General features: G+C 70.2%; 25 protein-coding genes. 15 read left to right on the top strand and 10 right to left on the bottom strand.

The features are described from left to right. The first annotated feature begins 57 nt into the window (after positions 1–57). From ACFHPP_RS12825 to ACFHPP_RS12815, 3 genes are all read left to right on the top strand, one after another. Positions 58–804, top strand: a complete 747-nt coding sequence (locus ACFHPP_RS12825) for an SDR family oxidoreductase (RefSeq protein WP_437163641.1) — start codon at positions 58–60, stop codon at positions 802–804. Then, a complete protein-coding gene (gene pdxY, locus ACFHPP_RS12820; RefSeq protein WP_437163640.1) occupies positions 801–1688 on the top strand; it encodes a pyridoxal kinase PdxY in 888 nt (295 codons plus the stop codon). The genes ACFHPP_RS12825 and pdxY overlap by 4 nt, the downstream gene beginning before the upstream one ends. An 87-nt stretch (positions 1689–1775) precedes the next feature. Continuing rightward, positions 1776–2183 (top strand): hypothetical protein, encoded by a 408-nt coding sequence (locus ACFHPP_RS12815; protein WP_437163639.1) that lies wholly within the window; start codon positions 1776–1778, stop codon positions 2181–2183. A 10-nt stretch (positions 2184–2193) separates the two neighbouring features. Here ACFHPP_RS12815 and ACFHPP_RS12810 read toward each other — a convergent pair whose 3' ends face one another. From ACFHPP_RS12810 to ACFHPP_RS12775, 8 genes are all read right to left on the bottom strand, one after another. Next, the gene (locus tag ACFHPP_RS12810; RefSeq protein WP_437163638.1) at positions 2194–2853 is read right to left on the bottom strand and encodes a DsbA family oxidoreductase; all 660 of its coding nucleotides are present in this window, start codon (positions 2851–2853) and stop codon (positions 2194–2196) included. 32 nt (positions 2854–2885) lie between these two features. Beyond that, complete coding sequence (locus tag ACFHPP_RS12805; protein ID WP_437163637.1) at positions 2886–3320, bottom strand: globin family protein; 435 nt, start codon at positions 3318–3320, stop codon at positions 2886–2888. A 48-nt stretch (positions 3321–3368) separates the two neighbouring features. Beyond that, on the bottom strand, positions 3369–3797 hold the full coding sequence (locus ACFHPP_RS12800; protein ID WP_437163636.1) for a DUF4345 domain-containing protein: 429 nt from the start codon (positions 3795–3797) through the stop codon (positions 3369–3371). A 7-nt stretch (positions 3798–3804) separates the two neighbouring features. Continuing rightward, complete coding sequence (locus ACFHPP_RS12795) at positions 3805–3972, bottom strand: hypothetical protein (protein ID WP_437163635.1); 168 nt, start codon at positions 3970–3972, stop codon at positions 3805–3807. 85 nt (positions 3973–4057) lie between these two features. Continuing rightward, the gene (locus ACFHPP_RS12790; protein WP_437163634.1) at positions 4058–4402 is read right to left on the bottom strand and encodes a hypothetical protein; all 345 of its coding nucleotides are present in this window, start codon (positions 4400–4402) and stop codon (positions 4058–4060) included. Between the two features lie 99 nt (positions 4403–4501). Continuing rightward, the gene (locus ACFHPP_RS12785) at positions 4502–4819 is read right to left on the bottom strand and encodes a hypothetical protein (RefSeq protein ID WP_437163633.1); all 318 of its coding nucleotides are present in this window, start codon (positions 4817–4819) and stop codon (positions 4502–4504) included. A gap of 59 nt (positions 4820–4878) precedes the next feature. Further along, complete coding sequence (locus ACFHPP_RS12780; protein ID WP_437163632.1) at positions 4879–5997, bottom strand: extracellular catalytic domain type 1 short-chain-length polyhydroxyalkanoate depolymerase; 1119 nt, start codon at positions 5995–5997, stop codon at positions 4879–4881. A 16-nt stretch (positions 5998–6013) separates the two neighbouring features. Continuing rightward, on the bottom strand, positions 6014–6427 hold the full coding sequence (locus tag ACFHPP_RS12775; protein ID WP_437163631.1) for a CopG family transcriptional regulator: 414 nt from the start codon (positions 6425–6427) through the stop codon (positions 6014–6016). A 154-nt stretch (positions 6428–6581) separates the two neighbouring features. On the opposite strand from ACFHPP_RS12775, the gene ACFHPP_RS12770 reads away from it, so the two are divergent. Next, the gene (locus tag ACFHPP_RS12770; RefSeq protein ID WP_437163630.1) at positions 6582–7790 is read left to right on the top strand and encodes an LLM class flavin-dependent oxidoreductase; all 1209 of its coding nucleotides are present in this window, start codon (positions 6582–6584) and stop codon (positions 7788–7790) included. Between the two features lie 4 nt (positions 7791–7794). On the opposite strand, the gene ACFHPP_RS12765 is transcribed toward ACFHPP_RS12770, so the two are convergent. Continuing rightward, positions 7795–9126, bottom strand: coding sequence for a Rieske 2Fe-2S domain-containing protein (locus ACFHPP_RS12765; RefSeq protein ID WP_437163629.1), 1332 nt, complete (start codon positions 9124–9126; stop codon positions 7795–7797). A 111-nt stretch (positions 9127–9237) separates the two neighbouring features. Between ACFHPP_RS12765 and ACFHPP_RS12760 the strand changes: the two genes are divergently transcribed. From ACFHPP_RS12760 to ACFHPP_RS12730, 7 genes are all read left to right on the top strand, one after another. Then, a complete protein-coding gene (locus tag ACFHPP_RS12760) occupies positions 9238–10182 on the top strand; it encodes a PDR/VanB family oxidoreductase (protein WP_437163628.1) in 945 nt (314 codons plus the stop codon). Beyond that, positions 10182–11381, top strand: a complete 1200-nt coding sequence (locus ACFHPP_RS12755; RefSeq protein ID WP_437163627.1) for a Gfo/Idh/MocA family protein — start codon at positions 10182–10184, stop codon at positions 11379–11381. The genes ACFHPP_RS12760 and ACFHPP_RS12755 overlap by 1 nt, the downstream gene beginning before the upstream one ends. Further along, complete coding sequence (locus ACFHPP_RS12750) at positions 11372–11560, top strand: hypothetical protein (RefSeq protein ID WP_437163626.1); 189 nt, start codon at positions 11372–11374, stop codon at positions 11558–11560. The genes ACFHPP_RS12755 and ACFHPP_RS12750 overlap by 10 nt, the downstream gene beginning before the upstream one ends. A 4-nt stretch (positions 11561–11564) precedes the next feature. Continuing rightward, positions 11565–12557 carry an ABC transporter substrate-binding protein gene (locus ACFHPP_RS12745; RefSeq protein WP_437163625.1) on the top strand — a complete coding sequence of 331 codons (993 nt, stop codon included), beginning with the start codon at positions 11565–11567 and terminating at the stop codon, positions 12555–12557. Further along, a complete protein-coding gene (locus tag ACFHPP_RS12740) occupies positions 12554–13600 on the top strand; it encodes a hydroxyacid dehydrogenase (RefSeq protein WP_437163624.1) in 1047 nt (348 codons plus the stop codon). Before ACFHPP_RS12745 ends, ACFHPP_RS12740 begins: the two co-directional genes overlap by 4 nt. Next, positions 13600–14046: a MarR family winged helix-turn-helix transcriptional regulator gene (locus tag ACFHPP_RS12735; protein ID WP_437163623.1), complete on the top strand. Its 447-nt coding sequence runs from the start codon at positions 13600–13602 to the stop codon at positions 14044–14046. Before ACFHPP_RS12740 ends, ACFHPP_RS12735 begins: the two co-directional genes overlap by 1 nt. A 102-nt stretch (positions 14047–14148) precedes the next feature. Beyond that, positions 14149–14481: a hypothetical protein gene (locus tag ACFHPP_RS12730; RefSeq protein WP_437163622.1), complete on the top strand. Its 333-nt coding sequence runs from the start codon at positions 14149–14151 to the stop codon at positions 14479–14481. On the opposite strand, the gene ACFHPP_RS12725 is transcribed toward ACFHPP_RS12730, so the two are convergent. Then, complete coding sequence (locus tag ACFHPP_RS12725; RefSeq protein ID WP_437163621.1) at positions 14478–15467, bottom strand: DUF2891 domain-containing protein; 990 nt, start codon at positions 15465–15467, stop codon at positions 14478–14480. The genes ACFHPP_RS12730 and ACFHPP_RS12725 overlap by 4 nt on opposite strands. A gap of 209 nt (positions 15468–15676) precedes the next feature. On the opposite strand from ACFHPP_RS12725, the gene ACFHPP_RS12720 reads away from it, so the two are divergent. From ACFHPP_RS12720 to ACFHPP_RS12705, 4 genes are all read left to right on the top strand, one after another. After that, on the top strand, positions 15677–16309 hold the full coding sequence (locus ACFHPP_RS12720; protein WP_437163620.1) for a peroxiredoxin: 633 nt from the start codon (positions 15677–15679) through the stop codon (positions 16307–16309). Positions 16310–16314: 5 nt separating this feature from the next. Continuing rightward, positions 16315–17319 carry a cysteine synthase A gene (locus tag ACFHPP_RS12715; protein ID WP_437163619.1) on the top strand — a complete coding sequence of 335 codons (1005 nt, stop codon included), beginning with the start codon at positions 16315–16317 and terminating at the stop codon, positions 17317–17319. Positions 17320–17326: 7 nt separating this feature from the next. Continuing rightward, on the top strand, positions 17327–17986 hold the full coding sequence (gene cysE / locus ACFHPP_RS12710; RefSeq protein WP_437163618.1) for a serine O-acetyltransferase: 660 nt from the start codon (positions 17327–17329) through the stop codon (positions 17984–17986). A 155-nt stretch (positions 17987–18141) separates the two neighbouring features. Beyond that, on the top strand, positions 18142–19188 hold the full coding sequence (locus ACFHPP_RS12705) for a serine/threonine-protein kinase (protein ID WP_437163617.1): 1047 nt from the start codon (positions 18142–18144) through the stop codon (positions 19186–19188). Positions 19189–19289 lie beyond the last annotated feature (101 nt).

Genomic DNA, 19289 nt, shown 5'->3' with positions numbered 1-19289 from the left:
GATTGACCCTCCCGGTGCCGCCCCCTACAGCGGGCGCGGGATCGAGGGACCGCTCGCATGCGCCTGCAAGGCAAATCCGCCATCGTCACCGGCGCCGCCTCCGGCTTCGGGGAGGGCATCGCCCGCCGCTTCGCCGCCGAAGGCGCCTGGGTGATCTGCGCCGACCGCGACCTGGCGGGCGCCACGCGCGTGGCGGCCGAGATCGGCGGTACGCCGGTGGGCGGCGACGTCTCGGTGGAGGCCGATGTGCAGGCGCTGGTGGCCAAGGCGGTGGAGGAGTTCGGCGGCCTCGACATCGTCGTGAACAATGCCGGCACCACCCACCGCAACAAGCCGATCCTGGAGGTGTCCGAGGACGAGTTCGACCTGGTCTACGCGACCAACGTGAAGTCGATCTTCTGGATGGTGCGGGCCGCGGTGCCGGTGATGCAGCGGCAGGGCCGCGGCGGGTCGATCATCAACATCTCCTCCACCGCCGGGCAGCGCCCGCGGCCGGGGCTGACCTGGTATAATTCCACCAAGGGCGCGGTGAACACCGCGACGCAGGCGATGGCGCAGGAATTCGCCAGGGACAACATCCGTGTCAATGCGGTCTGCCCGGTGATCGGCGCGACCGGGCTGCTGGAGCAGTTCATGGGCGGCCCGGACACGCCGGAGCTGCGGGCGCGCTTCGTCGCATCGGTGCCGCTCGGCCGCATGTCCACGCCCGCCGATATCGCCAATGCCTGCGTCTGGCTCGGCGAGGATGCCTCCAGCTTCATCACCGGCATCCTGCTGCCGGTGGACGGAGGGCGCAGCGCATGACGGAGGCCGTCTCCCCGGCCGATGCCGGGCGCCCGCTCAACATCATGTCGATCCAGTCCTGGGTCAGCTACGGCCATGTCGGCAACGCCTCCGCCGTGTTTCCGCTGCAGCGGCTGGGGGCGGAGGTCTGGGCGCTGAACACGGTGCAGTTCTCCAACCATACCGGCTACGGCGCCTGGCGCGGCCAGGTCTTCCCGAGTGAGCTGATCGAGGAACTCGTGCTCGGAATCGCCGAGCGTGGCGCGCTGGAGCGCTGCGATGCCGTGCTGTCCGGCTACATGGGGGACGCGGCGACGGGTGCCGCGATCCTTTCGGCGGTGGGGCGGGTGAAGGCGGCCAATCCGGCGGCGATGTATTGCTGCGACCCGGTGATCGGCGATGTCGGCCGCGGCGTCTTCGTGCGCCCCGGCATCCCGGAATTCATGCGCGACCGCGGCGTGCCGGCCGCCGACATCCTGACGCCGAACCAGTTCGAGCTGGAATGGCTGACCGGGCAGACCGTCACCTCGCTGGACGATGCCAAGGCCGCGGTTTCTGCGTTGCAGGCGAAGGGGCCGCGCTGCGTGCTGGTGACCTCGCTGCGGGTCGAGGACACGCCGGCGGATGCCATGGACCTGCTGGTGGGGGAGGGCGGGCAGTTTCACCGCATCCGCACGCCGCTGCTGCCGCTGAACGTCAACGGCGCCGGCGATGCCATCGCGGCGCTGTTCCTGTTCCACCGGCTGCGCTGGGGCGAGCCTTCCGTGGCGCTGTCGGCGGCGGCCTCCAGCATCTACGGCCTGCTGCGCCGCACGGCGGAGGCCGGGTCGCGGGAGATCCTGACGGTGGCCGCGCAGGACGAGTTCGTCACGCCGTCCCGCGTCTTCCGGGCCAGCGCCTGCTGAGGCCCTGGCTGGGGCATCGGCTGGCGCGCGACGCAACGAATTTACGCCTGCCGCGTTGATCTCCACGAACCGTGGAGGAAATTGGCCATGATATCGTCACGACGCCTGGTGTTCGGCGCCGCCTGTGCCGCACTGCTGGCCCCGGTCCTGGCCCAACCCGCCGCCGCGCAGAGCATCGGCGACGTCCTGCGCCAGTTCCAGGGTGGCGATACCGATGAGCAGCGCCGGCGCGACGACGAGGCGCGCCGCGAACAACGCGAACGGGAGCGCGAGGCCTTCGAGCGTGGCCGCGAGCGGGGCGAGCGGGAACGCGAGCGTGGTGAGCGGGGCCGTAGCGAGCGGGAACGGGGCGAGCCGGATTGGCGCGGCGATCGCGACGACGATCGCGGCCGGTCGCGCGCCCTGCGGGAGCGGGAGCGCGAGCTTGAGGACCAGCAGCGCCGCCTGGCGGACCAGCAGCGCCGCATCGAGGAGGAGCGGCGGCGGCTGCGTTGAGCGGCTTCCGTCAGCCTTCGACGATCGCCACGTCCAGCAGCCGTTCGATCACCTCAGGCTCCTGCGCGCCTGCGATGGCGTGCCGGCCCTGCACCACGAAGCAGGGCACGCCGTTGATGCCGAGGCGGTGGGCGCGCAGATTGTCCGCATGAACCCCCTCGGCCTCTGCCGCGCCGGCCAGCAGGCGGCGCGTCGCCGTTGGGTCCATGCCCAGGCTGGCGGCGATGCCGACCAGCACGGCGAGGTCGCCGATGTCCTGTCCGTCGCAGAAATAGCCTTGGAACAGCGCGTCCACCGCATCGGCGGCGACGCCATGCCGGTCCGCCAGCCGCACCAGGCGGTGCGCGTCGAGCGAGGGCGGGACGCGGCGAATGCGGTCGAACTGGAAGACAACCCCTTCGCCACGGCCGAGATCGGCAATCGTGCCATGCAGCCGTCTTGCCCGGTCCTCGCCGCCGAACTTGCGGATGATGTAGTCGGCCCGCGCGACGCCGCCGGGAGCGATGTCCGGGTTCAGAAGGAAGGGGCGCCAGGAAATGTCGGCGGCGATGTCAGGCCGCGCCCGCAGCGCCCGCCGCAGCCGGCGGGTGCCGAGGAAGCACCAGGGACAGACCAGGTCGAACACCACCTCGATGTTCAGGCGGGCGCGGGGCGGGGCAAGGACGTTCACGCAGCCACGATAGCACCCAACCCGCGCGGGAGTCAGGCCGCCTGTTGCGCCGCCGCTTCGGACCCTTGGCCGGCGACCTGCATGACCATTGCGAGCAACGCGTAGGCGGATTCCCACGCATCCTGCACCGCGGGTGTGAAGGCGTCTCCGAGCCCCTCGGCCAGCGTCAGCAGCAGGGCCTGCCCGACGGTGTCGTAATGCTGCCGCTGCACGCCGTAGCCGGCATGGCGCGCCCCGAGGGCCGAGACCGCCGGCAACAACCGGTCCGGCACCCGCAGATGCGCGACGACGAAGCCGATGGCCTGCATCAGCTTGCGTCCCTGCGACGACAGGTCCGCGGGGAACATCGGCCGCAGCGAGGGGTCCAGTTCGAAAAGTCTGCGGTAGAAGATCGCCGCGGCGGGTTCGGCTATGGGCGCGACCAGGCGGTGGCTTGCCTCGATGTGGCTGATCTGGGCGGCGTTCATGGCATGTGGACCCTGCATCGGCTGCGGGGATTGTGCCGAGGTGATGTTTCAGGCCGGTGGCGTGGCGTTTCGCCTTCGTTGCGCCGAGGCAATGCGCGCCTGCCAGAGGCACAGCAGTGGCGTGACGACCAGCTCCATGACCAGCGCCGCCGCCATCGGTCCGCCCGGCCATCCTTGAACCGGCAGGCCCAGCAGTCGCGAAAGGCCACCGACCACCACGATCGCGGTCAGCAGCCTGAACCGGGCGGCGCGCCGCGGCAGGGCGGGGATGGTGCTCCAGAAGCCGAGACCAATGCCAAGCAGCAGGCCGGAGAGGTAGCGGAAGTGGCTGTCCCCGGCGGCCTCACCCGGCATCCCGCCCACCAGCATCGGTCCCAGCACCACGCCAGCACCGCCTGCCAGGACCGGCACGCAACCGCCGACTGCAACCGCAAGCTGTAGGATGCGGAGTTCGTGCGAGGCTGTCGATGCGCTCAACCGAAACCTACCAGCGGACAAGCGGATCGTAGGGCTGCACCTGCTGCGGCGGGTCCAGCGCTGCGCGTACGACGTCGCCCAGTCCCAGCACGACCGCGCCCAGGGCCAGGACGGCCGCGAATACCAGCGCGGTTCGCGTCAGGCGCTTTCTCCGAAGCTGATCGGGCCGATCCATGAGCGCAACCTATGATAGTCATCTGGCCTCGTCCAGCCAAGCTTCGCAGCGTAGACTATATGCCATGTCAGGCCCGTTGTGACCTTCAAGCCGGCTGCAGGGCTACCAGGGCATGGCTCGCCGCATCCCGGGTCGCCACAAGGGCCGCCAGCATGGCGCCGGCCTGCTTCACGGCGCCCGGCTCGCTCGCATCCAGGTCGGCCACCTGTTCCTCGGCGTGGCCGACTCCGGCGGACAACTGCTCGCGCAGTTCATCCAATCGCTCGCGGATGTCGGTCGGATCGTGCTCCGGTTCCGCCAGCCACTCGCCGGCGATCACCTCCACCTCCCGCGCCATGCGGCCAGGCGTGGCGCCCTTTCCGGCCAGCGCCAGGATGCGGGCGAGCGCGGCATCGACCGGGCGCACCGGCCGTGGCTTGCGTGCAGCCATGTTCCTCTACCTCTCAGGGACTCGCCAGGAGGCAGCACTGTAGCACATTCCACTTTTGTTCCAAGGCACGTTTCACGCAACGCGCCTCGGACGCGACCCTCAGGGTCTTGCGTCGAGCTTGCCGAAGGTGGTCTCCAGCAGGCTGCGCAGCTTGTTCGCGGCCCCCTGCCAGGCCTCCGGCAGCGTGCCCGCCTGATGGGTCACGGCCAGTGGCGCCAGGCCGGCCGGCCGCGCTTCCATCATGCAGCGCTTGTCGCCCTCGCCGCCCTTGCCGGCGTTGACGTCGTTCAGATGCACCTCGATGCGTGTCACCCGGCCCTCGAAGCGGCCGAGCACATGCTCGATATGCGCCTCCACCTTGGCCGCCAGCCCCTCCGTCGTGCTGAGGCTGTCGTTGGAATTGACCTGGATCTGCATTGCGTTTCCCGTAGCGTTGTCAGCCCCGCCAACGCGAGGCGGGGCCGACGGGTTGCGGTTCAGGCGTCCGGATGCGGGTTCTCGGCAAAAAAGCGCCGCATCTCGGCGGAGGCATCCGGTCCGCTTGCGTCTGTGTAGCTGCCCGCGGCATCGCCGCCCGACCAGGCATGGCCGCCGCCATGCACCACCCATTGCTCCAGCACCGCGCGGCCGGCGGCATCGGTGTGGCGGGTGCGGGTGAAGGCGTGTCCGCCCGGCACCTGGCCGCGCAGCGTCTCCGCCCGCAGCGATGTGGCGCTGCGCGCCTGGGCGATCACCTGGTCGCCATTCACGGGATGCACGGTGGAGTCCCGGTCGGCATGGAAGACGATGGTCGGCACCGCCCGCCCGCCGGCCGTGGCCAGCCCCGCCGCACCGCCGCGCATCGCCGCGAAGGCGCTCGGCACGTCGCGCGCCGCGCCGCAGGCGAGCCCGGAATGCACGCCGATGGCGGCGAACAGCTCGGGATAGGCCGCGCCCATGATGGCTGCCTGGGCGCCGCCGGCGGACAGGCCGGCGACATGCACCCGGCGCGGGTCCACCGCATGGTCGCGCAGGATCTGCCGGGTGATGCCGGCGATGATCGCAGGCTCGCCGCGGTCCCGCTGCTGGTCCTCCGGGTTGAACCAGTTCCAGCAGCGCTGGGCGTTGGCGGACGCGGTCTGCTCGGGGTAGGCGACCAGGCAGGCATCCGCCTCGGCCAGCGCGTTCATGCGGGTGCCGGCGGCGAAGTCGTCCGGGGACTGGGTGCAGCCATGCAGCATGACGATCAGCGGCACCGGCCCGGCGGGCAGGCTGGCGGGGATGTACAGCTTGTAGGCGCGGCTGCCGCCGGGGCCGGCGAAGGTCTGCGTCACGAACCGCGCGCCCGGCGGCATGGGCGGCGGCGCGGCCGGCTGGTTGCGATGCAGGCCGCGCTTCAGGCGCTCCATGAAGCCGGTGGTGGATGGCGGCGCCACGGCATCCGGCTCCACGTCGAAGATGCGGCCGGACGGGGCATGGCGAGGGCGCGGCGCCGCTGGTTCCGGCGGCGTGCCCGCGAAGCCGCCCCGCAGCAGCGCCATCGCGTCCTGCAGCTTGCCTTCGCGCGTCAGGCGGGTGGCCTCGGCCATCCCCGGCGGGAAGTTGAACTTGATCACTACGGTATTCCTTGAGTCAGCGCAGCCGGTCGGCGAGCGCGGATTTGACGGTGGGGCTCGCCTGCAACGCGCCCAGCACGGAAAGGGAGGCGATGGTCGCGCGCGCCAATTCCGGCGACACGTCGGCGGCGATGCTGGCCAGGCCCAGCACCCGGATATGCAGCACCTCGCCCCGCGCCTGAGCGGCTTCGAGGTCGGCGCGCGTGAAGTGCCGCATCCCGAGGTCGAGGCTGCGCCGCGCCACGGATTGGCGGGTCGCCTCCGCATGGCGTTCCACCTGGTTGCGGATGGCGGTGCGGATGAAGTCGGTGCGGTTCGAGTAGAAACCGTCCTGCACCAGCAGGTCGATATGGCCGAGGTCGACGTAGCCGAGGTTGATGGTGATCTTCTCGCTGTCGCCGCCGGCCCGGACCGGGATCATGCCGCTCATTTCCATCCATCCGCCATCCACGTGGATGGTAGATGGATGGTTATGCGCCGGCTTCAACAGCCAGGGCGATCACGCGCGCGGCATGGCGCCGGGCGCGCTTGGCAGGTCCGGCAATCTGGCGGAAGCTTTCCGACCAGGCATCGGAGGATCATCCATGGCGCGGCGCGGATTGCAGTTCGGCATCTTCCTGGCGCCGTTCCACCGGCTCGGCGACAACCCGACGCTGGCGATTTCCCGCGACATCGAGATGATCGAGCTGCTCGACCGCCTCGGCTACGACGAGGCCTGGATCGGCGAGCATCATTCGGCGGGGTGGGAGACCATCGCCTCTCCGGAGCTGATCATCGCCGCGGCCGCGGAGCGCACCAAGCACATCCGCCTCGGCTCCGGCGTCACCAGCCTGCCCTACCACCACCCCTTCCTGGTGGCGCAGCGCTTCGTGCAGCTGGACCACATGACGCGCGGGCGGGTGATGCTGGGCTGCGGGCCGGGCGCGCTGGTGTCGGACGCCTACATGCTCGGCATCGAGCCTTCGACGCAGCGGCGGCGGATGGATGAGTCGCTGGAGGCCATCATGGCCCTGCTGCGCTGCGATGGCCCCGTCACCCGCAAGACGGACTGGTTCGAGATGCATGAGGCGCGGCTGCATTTGCGCCCCTACAGCGACCCGCACTTCCCGATCGCGGTCGCCAGCACCCTGACGCCCGCGGGGCCGGCCACGGCGGGGAGGCACGGCGTCGGCATCCTGTCGCTCGGCGCCGGCATGCCCGGTGGGCCCTCCGCTTTGCCCGGCCAGTGGCGCATCGCGGAGGAGGAAGCGCAAAAGCACGGCAAGACCATGAACCGCCGCGACTGGCGCATGGTGATGAACGTGCATGTGGCCGAGACCGACGAAATCGCCCTGGAACAGGTCCGCATCGGCGAGCGGGCGGAGACCGTGACCTATTTCGAGGATGCGCTCGGCCGCCCGCCTGGCCGGTCGCAGGACCCGCTGACCGATGGCGTGAAGGCCGGCACCACCCTGGTCGGCTCACCGGACACGGTGGCGCGCGGCATCCAGAACCTCATCGAGGCCAGCGGCGGCTTCGGCGGCTTCCTGTTCCGCGCGCATGACTGGGCGGACCGGGAGCAGACCTGGCGCAGCTACGAGCTGTTCGCGCGCTGGGTGATGCCGCGCTTCCAGGACTCGCTCGGCACGGTGGAGGCCTCGCACGCCTGGGCGGTGGAGAACCGCAAGACCATCTTCAGCCCGAACGTCGCGGCGCTGCGCAAGGCCTTCACCGACCACGGCCAGGCGGTGCCGGAGTCCTTCGATGCGCGTGCTTCCGGCGCCCGCGACATCACGCCGGCCGCCGGGGAGTAGCCGCTCAGACGGCCTGCGACATCTCGCGTTCCGTCGCGTCCTCCTCCAACCCGTCCAGCACCGCAACCTCATCGGCGGAGGCGCCGAGCTTCCGCCAATCCTCGGTCTTGGGCACCACGCCCTGGTAGGAGGCGAGCTGCACCAGCGGCAGGTGCGGCGCCGACAGCCCGATGGGTTCCGCCCCCGCTTCGTGCCGCGCCACCGCGTCCAGAAGGATGCGGCGGAACTGGATCACGGCGATGTCGCTGGCGCCGAGGCGTTCGCTGGTGCGGTCGGAAATCGCGCCCATGCTCTCCCACATCGCGATGTCCTGGTTCGGGATGCCCGGGATGCCGGTGAAGTTGCCGTCCTTCATCGCCGCGCGGTCCTGCAGGTAGTCGTTGTGGGCGAAACGCTTGATCGGCCGGAAATCCTCGTCGAGGTCGACGCCCACCTGCATCACGCAGAACCTGCGCCACGCCTCCGTCTCGATGCCGCCACCCTTGTCGTTCCAGGCGATGAAGTGGAAGTACGACGAGGTGTCGTCCTTCGGCACGATGACGGAGGCGACGTTGTAGGAGGCGTTGGGCGGGATCAACGCGATGAAGGGCGCGACATAGGTGGTGATGCGGACATAGTCATGCGTCGCCGCCTGGGTGATCGGCCGGCGGATCGCGGCGTAGCGCATGCCGTAGTTCGTCACCTGCACCTGGATGCGCGGGTTCTTGTCCGTGGACGGCCGCACCCAATGCGTCTCCAGCGCCTGCGCCTCGCCGCGCGCCGGCTTCATGTCGCTGGAATGCAGCGAGGAGGAATGCGCCGAATCGATCTGCCCCTCCATGATCTGCGCCCAGTTGCAGGGCAGGTCGACGCGCATGATGGCGATCCGCGTGTCCGGCGTCGGCGCCCAGGGTGGCGGCTCGAAGTCCGGCATCAGGGCGGGGTCGCCCATGTAGGTCCAGACGAAGCCGCCGGCCTCCCGCACCGGATAGGCCTTGTGCTTCACACGCTCCGCGAAGCCGCTCTCGCGCGGTTCGGAGGGCATGTCGATGACGTTGCCCTCCACGTCGAATTTCCAGCCATGGTACAGGCAGCGCAGCCCGCAATCCTCGTTGCGGCCGAAGGCCAGGGACGCCTTGCGGTGCGGGCAGAACTCGCCGAGCACGCCGAGGCGACCCTCGCTGTCGCGGAAGGCGACCAGCTTCTCGCCGAGCAGGGTCAGGCGGATCGGCTTGCCGTCGGGTTCGGCCAGTTGCTCGGACAGGGCGGCGGGAATCCAGTGGCGGCGCATCAGGCGTCCCATCGGGGCATCGCCCTCGACGCGGGTCAGCGTCTCGTTCTCCTGGGCCGTGAGCATGGTGATCCCTCCGAAACCGGCCGCATGAAGTTAGGGGTCTAAGCACTTCCTGTCCATCTTGCGGCGGCTTGCTTAGCTTTCTAAGAGTTGGCCATGCGAGTGGAATCCCCCATGCCCCCCAACCTGCTGCGCCTGCGCGTCACCCGGTGCGAGCCTGCGGCGCAGGGCATCCAGCTTTTCGAGCTGCGCGACCCGGATGGCGCGGAACTGCCGCCCTTCACCGCGGGCGCGCATCTGTCCGTCCGTGTGCCGGGCGGGGCGCTGCGCAACTACTCGCTGTGCAATGATTGCGTCGAGCGCGACCGCTACGTCATCGCCGTGAAGCGCGACGCGGCCGGGCGCGGCGGGTCGGTCAGCCTGGTCGATGGCGTGGTGCAGGGCGCGGTGCTGGAAGTGTCGCAACCGCGCAACCTGTTCGAGCTTGATGCGCGCGCGCCGTCCTACATCTTCGTCGCCGGCGGCATCGGCATCACGCCGATCCTGTCCATGGTCCATGCCGCACGCCGCGCCGGCAAGCCGTTCCGGCTGTTCTACCTGACGCGCAACGCCGCCGGCACGGCCTTCCACGCGGAGCTTTCCGGTGCCGCCGACATCATCCTGCACCACGACGAAGGCGTGCCGGAGAATGCCTACGACCTCTGGCCGGTCTTCGAGGAGCCGACCCGCGCGCACATCTACTGCTGCGGCCCGCGCCCGCTGATGGATGCGGTGCGCGACATGACCGGGCACTGGCCTGACAAGGCCGTGCATTTCGAGGATTTCGGATCGGACCGGGTTCGCCCGCGCGCCGACGACACGCCCTTCCAGATCCAGCTCGGCCGCGACGGCGCGGTGCTGGAGGTGCCGGTCGGCGTGACGATCCTGGAGGTTCTGCGCGCACACGGCCGCACCGCGCCATCCTCCTGCGAAAGCGGCACCTGCGGCACCTGCCGCACCGGCTACCTGGCCGGCGAGGTGGACCATCGCGACCTGGTGCTGACGCCGGCGGAGCGGCGCCGCGCGCTGATGGTCTGCGTCTCCCGCGCCAGATCCGGGACGCTGGTGCTGGACCTCTGATGGACCGGATCCGCCTCGGCGTCGCCGGCCTCGGCCGCGCCTTCATGCTGATGCTGCCGACCCTGGTGCAGCACCCGCGCGTGAAGCTGGTGGCGGCGACCGATCCGCGCGCCGATGCGCTGGACCGCTTCCGCGCCGACTTCGCGGGCGCCCGCACGCATCCCAGCGTCGAGGCGCTGTGCGACGATCCGGGCGTCGATGCCGTCTACATCGCCACGCCGCACCAGTTCCATCTCGCCCATGTCCAGGCCGCCGCCGCGCGTCGAAAGCATGTGCTGGTGGAAAAGCCGTTGGCGCTGGGCCTGGCCGAGGCGCAGGCGATGGTCGCGGCCGCGCGGGCATGGGGTATCCACCTGCTGGTCGGCCACAGCCATTCCTTCGACGCGCCCTACCTCCACACCCACGACCTTATCCGATCGGGTGCCTACGGCGCACTGCGCATGATCACCGCGCTGAACTTCACCGACTACCTCTACCGCCCGCGCCGGCCGGAGGAGCTGGACACCGCGCAGGGCGGCGGCGCCGTCTTCTCCCAGGCGCCGCACCAGGTGGAGATCGCGCGGCTGCTGGCGGACCGCCCGGCGCGATCCGTTCGCGCCAGCACCGGCGTGTGGGACCGGGCGCGCGGGACGGAGGGCGCCTATGCCGCCTTCCTCGACTTCGGGGAGGGGCTGGCGGCCTCGCTCACCTATTCCGGCCATGGCCACTTCGACACCGACGCCCTCATGGGCTGGACCGGCGAGATGGGCGTGCCGCGCGACCCGGACCGGCACGGCGAAGCGCGTGCGGCGCTGGCGCGCCTCGCCTCGCCCGCCGAGGAAGCGGCGCTGAAGACCCGCCGGGCCTATGGCGCGGCGCTGGGCGCGGAGGCGGCGCGGCGCGCGCCACCACCGCCGGCACACAACCATTTCGGGCTGTTCATCGCCTCCTGCGAGGGCGCCGACCTGCGCCCGATGCCGGATGGCGTGATGATCCACGGCGATGCTGAGCGCCGCTTCGAGAAGCTGCCGCCCCCTGTCGTCGCGCGGGCGGAGGTGATCGACGAACTGTGGGAGGCCATCGCCCTCGGCCGCCCGCCCTGGCACAGCGGGGATTCGGGGCTGGCGACGCTGGAAATCTGCCTCGGCATCCTCGACTCCGCGCGCCAGGGCCGCGAAATTCCGCTGCACCACCAGGGAGGCCCCGCCGCATGCCGCTGATCCGCATCGAGGCCGCGCAGGATGCGGCCTCCGGCAAGTACTACCTCGAGATCTACAAGCCGCATGACGCGGCCTCGCCCTACGTCACGACGCAGCCGCGCTACCAGACCGCCGCGGCGGCGGAGAACGACATCATCGCCATCCTGGCCGCCGCCGCCAGCACGGCCAAGGGAGGCTGAGCGCATGGCAAGGCTGCCGCTTTCGCTCGCCATCGGCGACTACGACCGTATCCGTCCGCTGGTGGATGGCAGCGTGCAGATCGATGGCGTGGACCCGGTGTTTTCCATCCTCGACCCCGAGGAGATCTTCTTCCGCGCCTTCCGCTACGCCGATTTCGACATCTGCGAATTGTCGCTGAGCAGCTTCACCGTGAAGACGGCGGCCGGGACCAGCCCCTATGTCGGCATCCCGGTGTTCCCGTCCCGCGCCTTCCGCCACACCTCCGTCTACATCCGCACGGATCGCGGCATCACGCGGCCGGAGGATCTGCGCGGGCGTCGCATCGGCGTGCCGGAATACCAGCTCACCGCCAATGTCTGGGTGCGCGCGATCCTGGAGGAGGATTACGGCGTCCGCCCCGCCGACATCACCTGGGTGCGCGGCGGCTATGAGGATCCGGCGCGGGAGGAGAAGATCGCGCTGTCGCTGCCCGCCGATGTGCGGCTCGAAAGCCTGCCGCCGGGCGCCACCATTTCCTCCGCGCTGGCCGACGGCACGCTGGATGCCGTGATCGGCCCGCGCGCGCCGTCCTGCTTCGAGCGCGGCCATCCGCAGGTCGGGCGGCTGTGGGCGGACCCGATCGCGGCGGCGTCCGAGTGGTACGGTCGGACGAAGATGTTCCCCATCATGCACCTGCTCGGCATCCGCCGTGACCTGGCGGAGCGCCACCCCTACCTGGTCGGCGCGCTGGCCAAGGCCTTCGAGCAGTCCAAGGCCGTGGCGATGGCGAAGCTGTCCAACACCGCCGCCACCAAGGTCACGCTGCCCTTCGTGGAGGAACAGCTGGCGCGTGCCCGCGCGCTGATGGGCGAGGATTTCTGGTCCTACGGCCTGGCGCCGAACCGCCACGTGCTGGAGGCCTTCCTGCGCGCCCACCACGCCCAGGGCCTGTCCTCCCGCCTGCTGCGGCCCGAAGACCTGTTCCACCCCGCCTCACTCGAAAGTTTTCGGCTGTGACCGCACGTCTCGTCTTCTTCGAAAGCTGGGTGGATGCGGCGGCGGAGCGTGTGCTTTCCGCGCAACCGGAAATCGAGGTGCAGCGCCTGCGCTACGCCGATCCGCGCGCGGTGAACGATGCGGCGATGGCGCGGGCGCATGGCTACCAGGTGCAGTCGCGCACCGAGTTGCGCGAGCCCTGGCTCGGCGACGCCGCGCTGCTGGCGCGCAGCCCGAACCTGCTGGCAATGAGTTCCACCGGCGCGGGCTACGACTACATCGACGTCGAGGCCTGCACCAAGGCCGGCGTCATCGTCTGCCACCAGTCCGGCACCAACACGGAGGCGGTGGCGGAACACGCGCTCGGCCTGATCCTGGCGCTGTCAAAGCGCATCGGGCTGGCCGACAAGGCGATGCGGCGGCCGGGCGTGATCGACCGCTTCGCGCTGCAGGGCAACGATATCCGCGGCAAGACCGTGGGGCTGGTCGGGCTGGGCGCCATCGGCACGCGGGTGGCCGGCCTGTGCGGCACGCTGTTCGGCATGCGGGTGCTGGCCTGTGATCCGTATCTGAGCGCGGCGCAAGTTGCCGCACGCGGGGCGGAGAAGGTCGAACTGCCGGAATTGCTGCGACACTCCGACTTCGTCTCCGTCCACTGCCCGCGCAACGCGGAGACGCTGGGCCTGTTCGACGCGGCGCAGTTCGCGCAGATGAAGCCCACCGCCTTCTTCCTCAACACCGCCCGCGGCGGCATCCATGACGAAGCGGCGCTGGCCGAAGCTCTGGCGGCCAGCCGCATCGCCGGCGCCGGCGTCGACGTCTTCCTGCACGAGCCGCCTCCGCACGACCATCCGCTGATGGCGTTCGACAACGTGCTGCTGACGCCGCACACCGCCGGCATCACCGCGGAATCGCTGCACGACATGGCCGTGGGCGCCGCCGAGCAATGGGTTTCGTTGTTCGCCGGACGCGTGCCGCCGCGGCTGGTGAACCCGGAAGCTTGGCCGGCCTACAGCGCGCGCTTCCGGCGCATCCTCGGCACGCCGCCGGACCCGCTGCCTTGATGGCAGGCCCGGCCGCGAAGCTGGCCTTCGAGGACAGCATCGGCTTCCTGGTGCGCGACCTGAACCGCGCCATCCAGCGCGACCTGCAATCCCGCATCGCCGTCCACGGCGTGCCGCCCGGCGCCTGGTATTTCCTGCGCGTGCTGTGGGAGGAAGACGGCCTGACCCAGCGCGAGTTGGCGCAGCGCGTCGGCATGCGGGAGCCGACGGCGGTGATCGCATTGCGCGGCATGGAAACCGCCGGCTGGCTGCGCCGGGAGCGCAGTGCCGAGGATCGCCGCAAGGTCCACCTGTTCCTGACGGAGACAGGTCATGCGCTGCGGGAGGTGCTGATGCCTGCGGCCCATGCCGTAAATGCGTGCGCGGGGCAGGGGGTGGACGTGTCGGCCTTCATCGCCCTGCTGCGGCAGGTGCGCGCGAACTTCGCGGCGGGGGAGCCGGGCTGAAACGGTTGACCCCACGGCGGCACAGATGGTTCGCTTGGCGAGATGATCGGAGCCAGTCCGCGCAATGTCCGCAGGTGGCACATTCCAAACGGATCTGGCGGCATGACCGCCTTCCTGGCGCAGCTGCTGGCGACGATGGCGTTGCCACTGCCGATCCTGTTCGGCTTATGCGCCGCCGGTCTCCTGCGCCCGCTGCCCTGGGGGATGCTGGCGGGCGCCTCTGCCTCCGGCTTTGGCCTGTTCGTCGGCTACCTCGGATCGCATACCCTGACCAAGCAGGGCAGGGCCCGACCCCCCATCGCATTCTGGCAGGAACTTCCAGTCTGGGCCGCTGCCAGTGCCCTGTGGGTGGTGCTGTTCTTCCTGCTTTTTCGCGCCTTTGCCTGGGCCCTGGCCCGCCTGCCACCGGCACCCGGTCCGCCGCCGCCCAACTAGGCGCTTTCCTCCAGCGCCAGCAGGGCAAAGCTCGCAAGCCAATGCGCGCCCATATAGTGGCCGTCGAGATGTGGCATCGCCGCCTCCAGATGTGCGGCCGCCGTCGCCTCCAGGCGCGCGATGCGCGGGTCACCCGCCGACAGGGTCGCCGCAAGCCGCCGCCAGCACCAGGCACGGGACAGGTTCAGCCCATCCAGGTGCACGATGCGCCCGTCGCTGCGGTCCGAGACCCGTGCCGGCGTGAACAGGCTGGCCGGTTCGCCTCGATGCAGCCGTGGCAGGAAGCCGTCGAACCAGGGCGCGAAGCGGGCTGGCGGCAGCAGCCGGGCCATGCAGGCGGCCTCGACCAGGGCCGGGGAGAGAAAATCCTCGCCGGAGGGCTCCCAGGCCTGGCAATCCGCGTCGGCGCCGTACCAGCGCCAGGCGGTCTCCCGCAGCAGGTCGAACAGCACCGGGTCGCGGGGCGCGGCCCAGTCAGCAGCCAGCAGCAGCGCGAAGGCCGTGTTGCCGTGCACGCCGGCCCGCACCGGATAGTCCGCGCGCGGCAGGTGGGCGTGGAAGCGGGCGGCGAAGTCGCCGGCCAGCGGCGCGAGGGCCGCATCCCAGGCGGTGCCGGCCAGTTCCGAATGCAGCTTCAGCAGCCAGGCCCAGCCATAGGGCCGCTCGAAACCGCGGGCGGAGGGGCTGGCGAGGTAGGCGCGCTCCGCCGCGATGTTGCCGGCCGTGAAGGCTGCGTCCAACCGGGCCGATATGGCGGCAGCGCCGGCCAGGGTGGGGAAGCGCCGCAGCAGGCGGGCCAGCAGCCAATGGGCATGGACGCAGGAATGCCAGTCGAAGCTGCCATGGAAGGCCGGATGCAGCGCCGAGGGTCGGCGCAAATCCTCCGGCCCGTTCAACACGTGGTCCAGCTTCTGTGGCCATTCCTGGCCGACATGGCTCAGCGCGATCCGCGCCAGCGCCTCTGCCTGGTCCAGGACTAACGGCATGGCGGCAAAATGAATGTTTTTCTCCGGCGGGCGGCCTGCACGCGCATCTCCATCTCCGATCGGCCGTCACGGTGGAAGCCAAGCGGCGCGGCCATGCGTGCCGAGCATGCACGACCCGATGGCAGCCGGAAATGCCCGCCACACCCCCGCTGGAATCGGCTTTCGGAATACCCTTATCGTCCGGCGAACCTGCTTCGCGAGGACATGCCATGACCATCCAGCTTGGCCAGATCGCCCCGGACTTCGAGGCGGAGACCACCCACGGCACGCTTCGCTTCCATGAATGGCTCTCCAATTCCTGGGGCGTGCTGTTCAGTCACCCGAAGGACTTCACCCCGGTCTGCACCACCGAACTCGGCGAGACGGCTCGGCTGAAGCCGGAATTCGACCGGCGCGGCGTCAAGGTCATCGGCCTGTCCGTGGACACCCTGGACCGCCATGCAGGGTGGGAGGCGGATATCGCCGATACCCAGGGCCATGCGGTGAACTTCCCGATGATCGCCGACCCGGACAAGAAGGTGTCGGCGCTGTACGGCATGGTGCATCCGGAGGCCGATCCCTCCATCACCGTCCGCACCGTCTTCGTCATCGACCCGGCCAAGAAGGTGCGGCTGTTCATGGTCTATCCGCCCAGCACCGGCCGCAACTTCGACGAGATTCTCCGGGTGATCGACAGCCTGCAGGCGACGGACGGCCAGAAGGTGGCGACCCCCGTCAACTGGCGCCCGGGCCAGCGCGCCATCATCCCGCCCTCGATCCCGGATGAGCAGGCCAAGGCGCTGTTCCCGCAGGGGTGGGAGGCGGAGCGGCCCTATCTCCGTTGGGTCGAGACGAAGGCCTGAGCCCGGTGGACCAGCACATCGCCGATGGCTTCTGGGGCGCCGTCGGCAACACGCCGCTGATCCGCCTCAGGCGGGCCTCGGAGGCGACCGGCTGCGAAATCCTCGGCAAGGCCGAGTTCATGAACCCCGGCGGCAGCGTGAAGGACCGCGCCGCGCTGGGCATCCTGAAGGACGCGATGGCGCGCGGCCTGCTGGTGCCGGGCCAGCCGGGCACCATCGTGGAGGGCACCGCCGGCAACACCGGCATCGGCATCGCGCTGGCTGCCAATGCCATGGGTTGGCGCAGCGTGATCGTGGTGCCGGAGACGCAGTCGCGGGAAAAGCTGGACTATCTGCGGATGATCGGCGCCGACCTGCGCGCGATCCCGGCCAAGCCCTACAGCGACCCCGGCAACTACGTCCACTTCTCCCGCCGCCTGGCGGAGGAGATGGGCGCCGTGTGGGCGAACCAGTTCGACAACCTGGCCAATGCCTCCGTGCATGAGGCGACCACCGGGCCGGAAATCTGGGATCAGACCGGCGGTGCCGTGGATGCCTTCACCTGCGCCTGCGGCACCGGCGGCACCCTGGCCGGCGTCGCCCGCGCACTGAAATCCCGCAAGCCTGGCGTGCGGATCGTGCTCGCCGATCCGGGCGGCAGCGGGCTGCTGGACTGGGTGAAGACCGGCACGCCCAGGGCCGAGGGCGGGTCCATCACCGAGGGCATCGGCCAGGCCGCCCGCGCACCGGGCAACCTCGCCCAGGCCCGCGACCTGATCGACGATGCCATCCGTGTCGAGGACCCCGAGATGCTGCAACAGGTCTTCGACCTGCAATTGCACGAGGGGATCTCGGTCGGCGGCAGCGCCGGGCTGAACGTGGCGGCGGCCATCCGCGTCGCCCGCGACCTCGGGCCGGGGCACACCGTGGTGACCATCCTGTGCGACGGCGCCGCGCGCTACCAGTCCAAGCTGTTCAACCCGTCCTTCCTGCGCGAACGCGGCCTGCCGGCGCCGCCCTGGCTGGAGTGAACCTGCCATGCGCCTGGAAATCATCGAACTCGCCCGCACCATCCGCGCGCGCGACCCGGCGCGGCCGAGCTGGGTGGAGGCCATGCTGTGCTACGCCGGGCTGCACGCCGTGCTGTGGCACCGGCTGTCCCACGCGCTGTGGCAGTTGGGCCTGCCGGCCGCGGCGCGCTTCTCCTCCCACCTGGCGCGCTGGCTGACCGGCATCGAGATCCACCCCGGCGCCAGGCTCGGCCGGCGCCTGTTCATCGACCACGGCATGGGCGTGGTGATCGGCGAGACGGCGGAGGTGGGTGACGACGTGCTGATCTACCACGGCGTGACCCTCGGCGGCCTGTCCGGCCAGCCCGGCAAGCGCCACCCGACGCTGGAGGACCAGGTGACGGTGGGCGCCGGCGCGCAGGTGCTAGGCCCCATCCGCATCGGGCGTGGGGCGCGGGTCGGCGCCAATGCCGTGGTGGTGGCGCCGGTGCCGGCGGGCTGCACCGTCGTCGGCATCCCGGCGCGGCCACCACGCGGCCAGCCCTGCCAGGACCCCTCCATCGGCTACGGCCTCGGCGGCATCGACGAGGACCCTGTGGGCGAGCAGATTTCGCAGCTTCGCGCGGAACTCGCCACGCTGCGGTCCGAGATGGCGGCCTTGCGGGCGAACCAGCGGGAGGGGGTCTAGATCCCGCGGCACCGATAGACGACACAACCCTTCATGCAGGCGGCCATCCATGCTACAACTGGAGGTAGCGATCCGCTGAGGGGTGCTGCTGCGTGAACATCAACCCGTCTCACGACCTGGATCCCGATCGGACAAGCCCCGATCAGACAAGCGTCGTGTCGGGCCTCTCGCACATCCTGCCGGCCACCGTGATCGCGGATCGCTACGAACTCCGGGATCTCATCGGCAGCGGTGCGGGAGGCCGGGTCTTCGAGGCCTATGACCGCAGTCTCGGCCGCCTGGTCGCGTTGAAGCTCATGCCGGTGGAGGCGGCGGATTTGCAGGAAGCCGCCGAGCGGTTCCGGCGCTTCCGGTTCGAAGCCCAGGCGGTGTCGCGGCTGTCGCACCCGAACATCATCACCGTGCATGATTTCGGCCAGACCGGCGGGCATACCTGGATCGTCATGCAGCTCGTCATCGGGGAAACGCTCAAGGAGACGCTTCGGCAGCAGGGTCCGCTGCCCGTCGCGGAGGCGGTGCGCCTCATCACCGCCCTGCTCGACGCGCTCGACGTCGCGCATGGGCGCGGCATCGTTCATCGGGACGTCAAGCCAGCCAACATCCTGATCGAAATCAGCGCGACCCAGGCGAATGGCGAGCTGCGCCTCTCGGATTTCGGCATCGCGCGCATGTCGAACGACCAGCAGGGGGCCGGCGGCGACATGATCGGGACGCCATCGGTGATGGCGCCGGAGCAGGTGCGTGGCGAGGCCGGCGATGCGCGGATCGACATCTGGGCCGCGGGCGTCATTCTCTACGAGATGCTGGTGGGGGAACGGCCGTTCCAAGGCGCGCCTCCGGCCTTGTTCCACAGGATCGAGACGGTAACGCCCACGCCGCCGACCAGCCTGCGGGCCGACCTTCCACCCGGCTTCGACGCCGTGATCGCGCGGGCCCTGGCCAAGCGGCCCGAGGATCGCTTTGCCTCGGCACAGGAAATGGCGGAAGCGGTCCGCGCTGCACTCGGGATGGACCTTCCAGCCGGAGAAGCCCTGGCGGATGGACCAGCCACGCCGGCCAAAACGTCTCCACCCGCGCCCGTCGCGGGCAAGGGCGGGACGTTGTCCGGAGTTGGGGCGCGGGCACCCATCGTCTTCCTGGCCGGGATGCTGCTCGGCCTGGTGCTTGGCGGGTTGCTGGGATTGCTTGCCAGCCAAGCCTGAACGGCGGCCAGGCAACACCCGCGGTCGCTATCGGCGGGCTGCCCGGCGCTGAATATCCGGAACGTCGTCAGGATCCAAATGCATCCGTGCATCGGCCGCGA

It is taken from the genome of Falsiroseomonas sp. E2-1-a20, assembly GCF_051433195.1.
Classification (GTDB): domain Bacteria; phylum Pseudomonadota; class Alphaproteobacteria; order Acetobacterales; family Acetobacteraceae; genus Falsiroseomonas.
The sequence above is the reverse complement of the archived record's forward strand: the minus strand, read 5'-3'. Positions and strand labels throughout refer to the sequence as shown.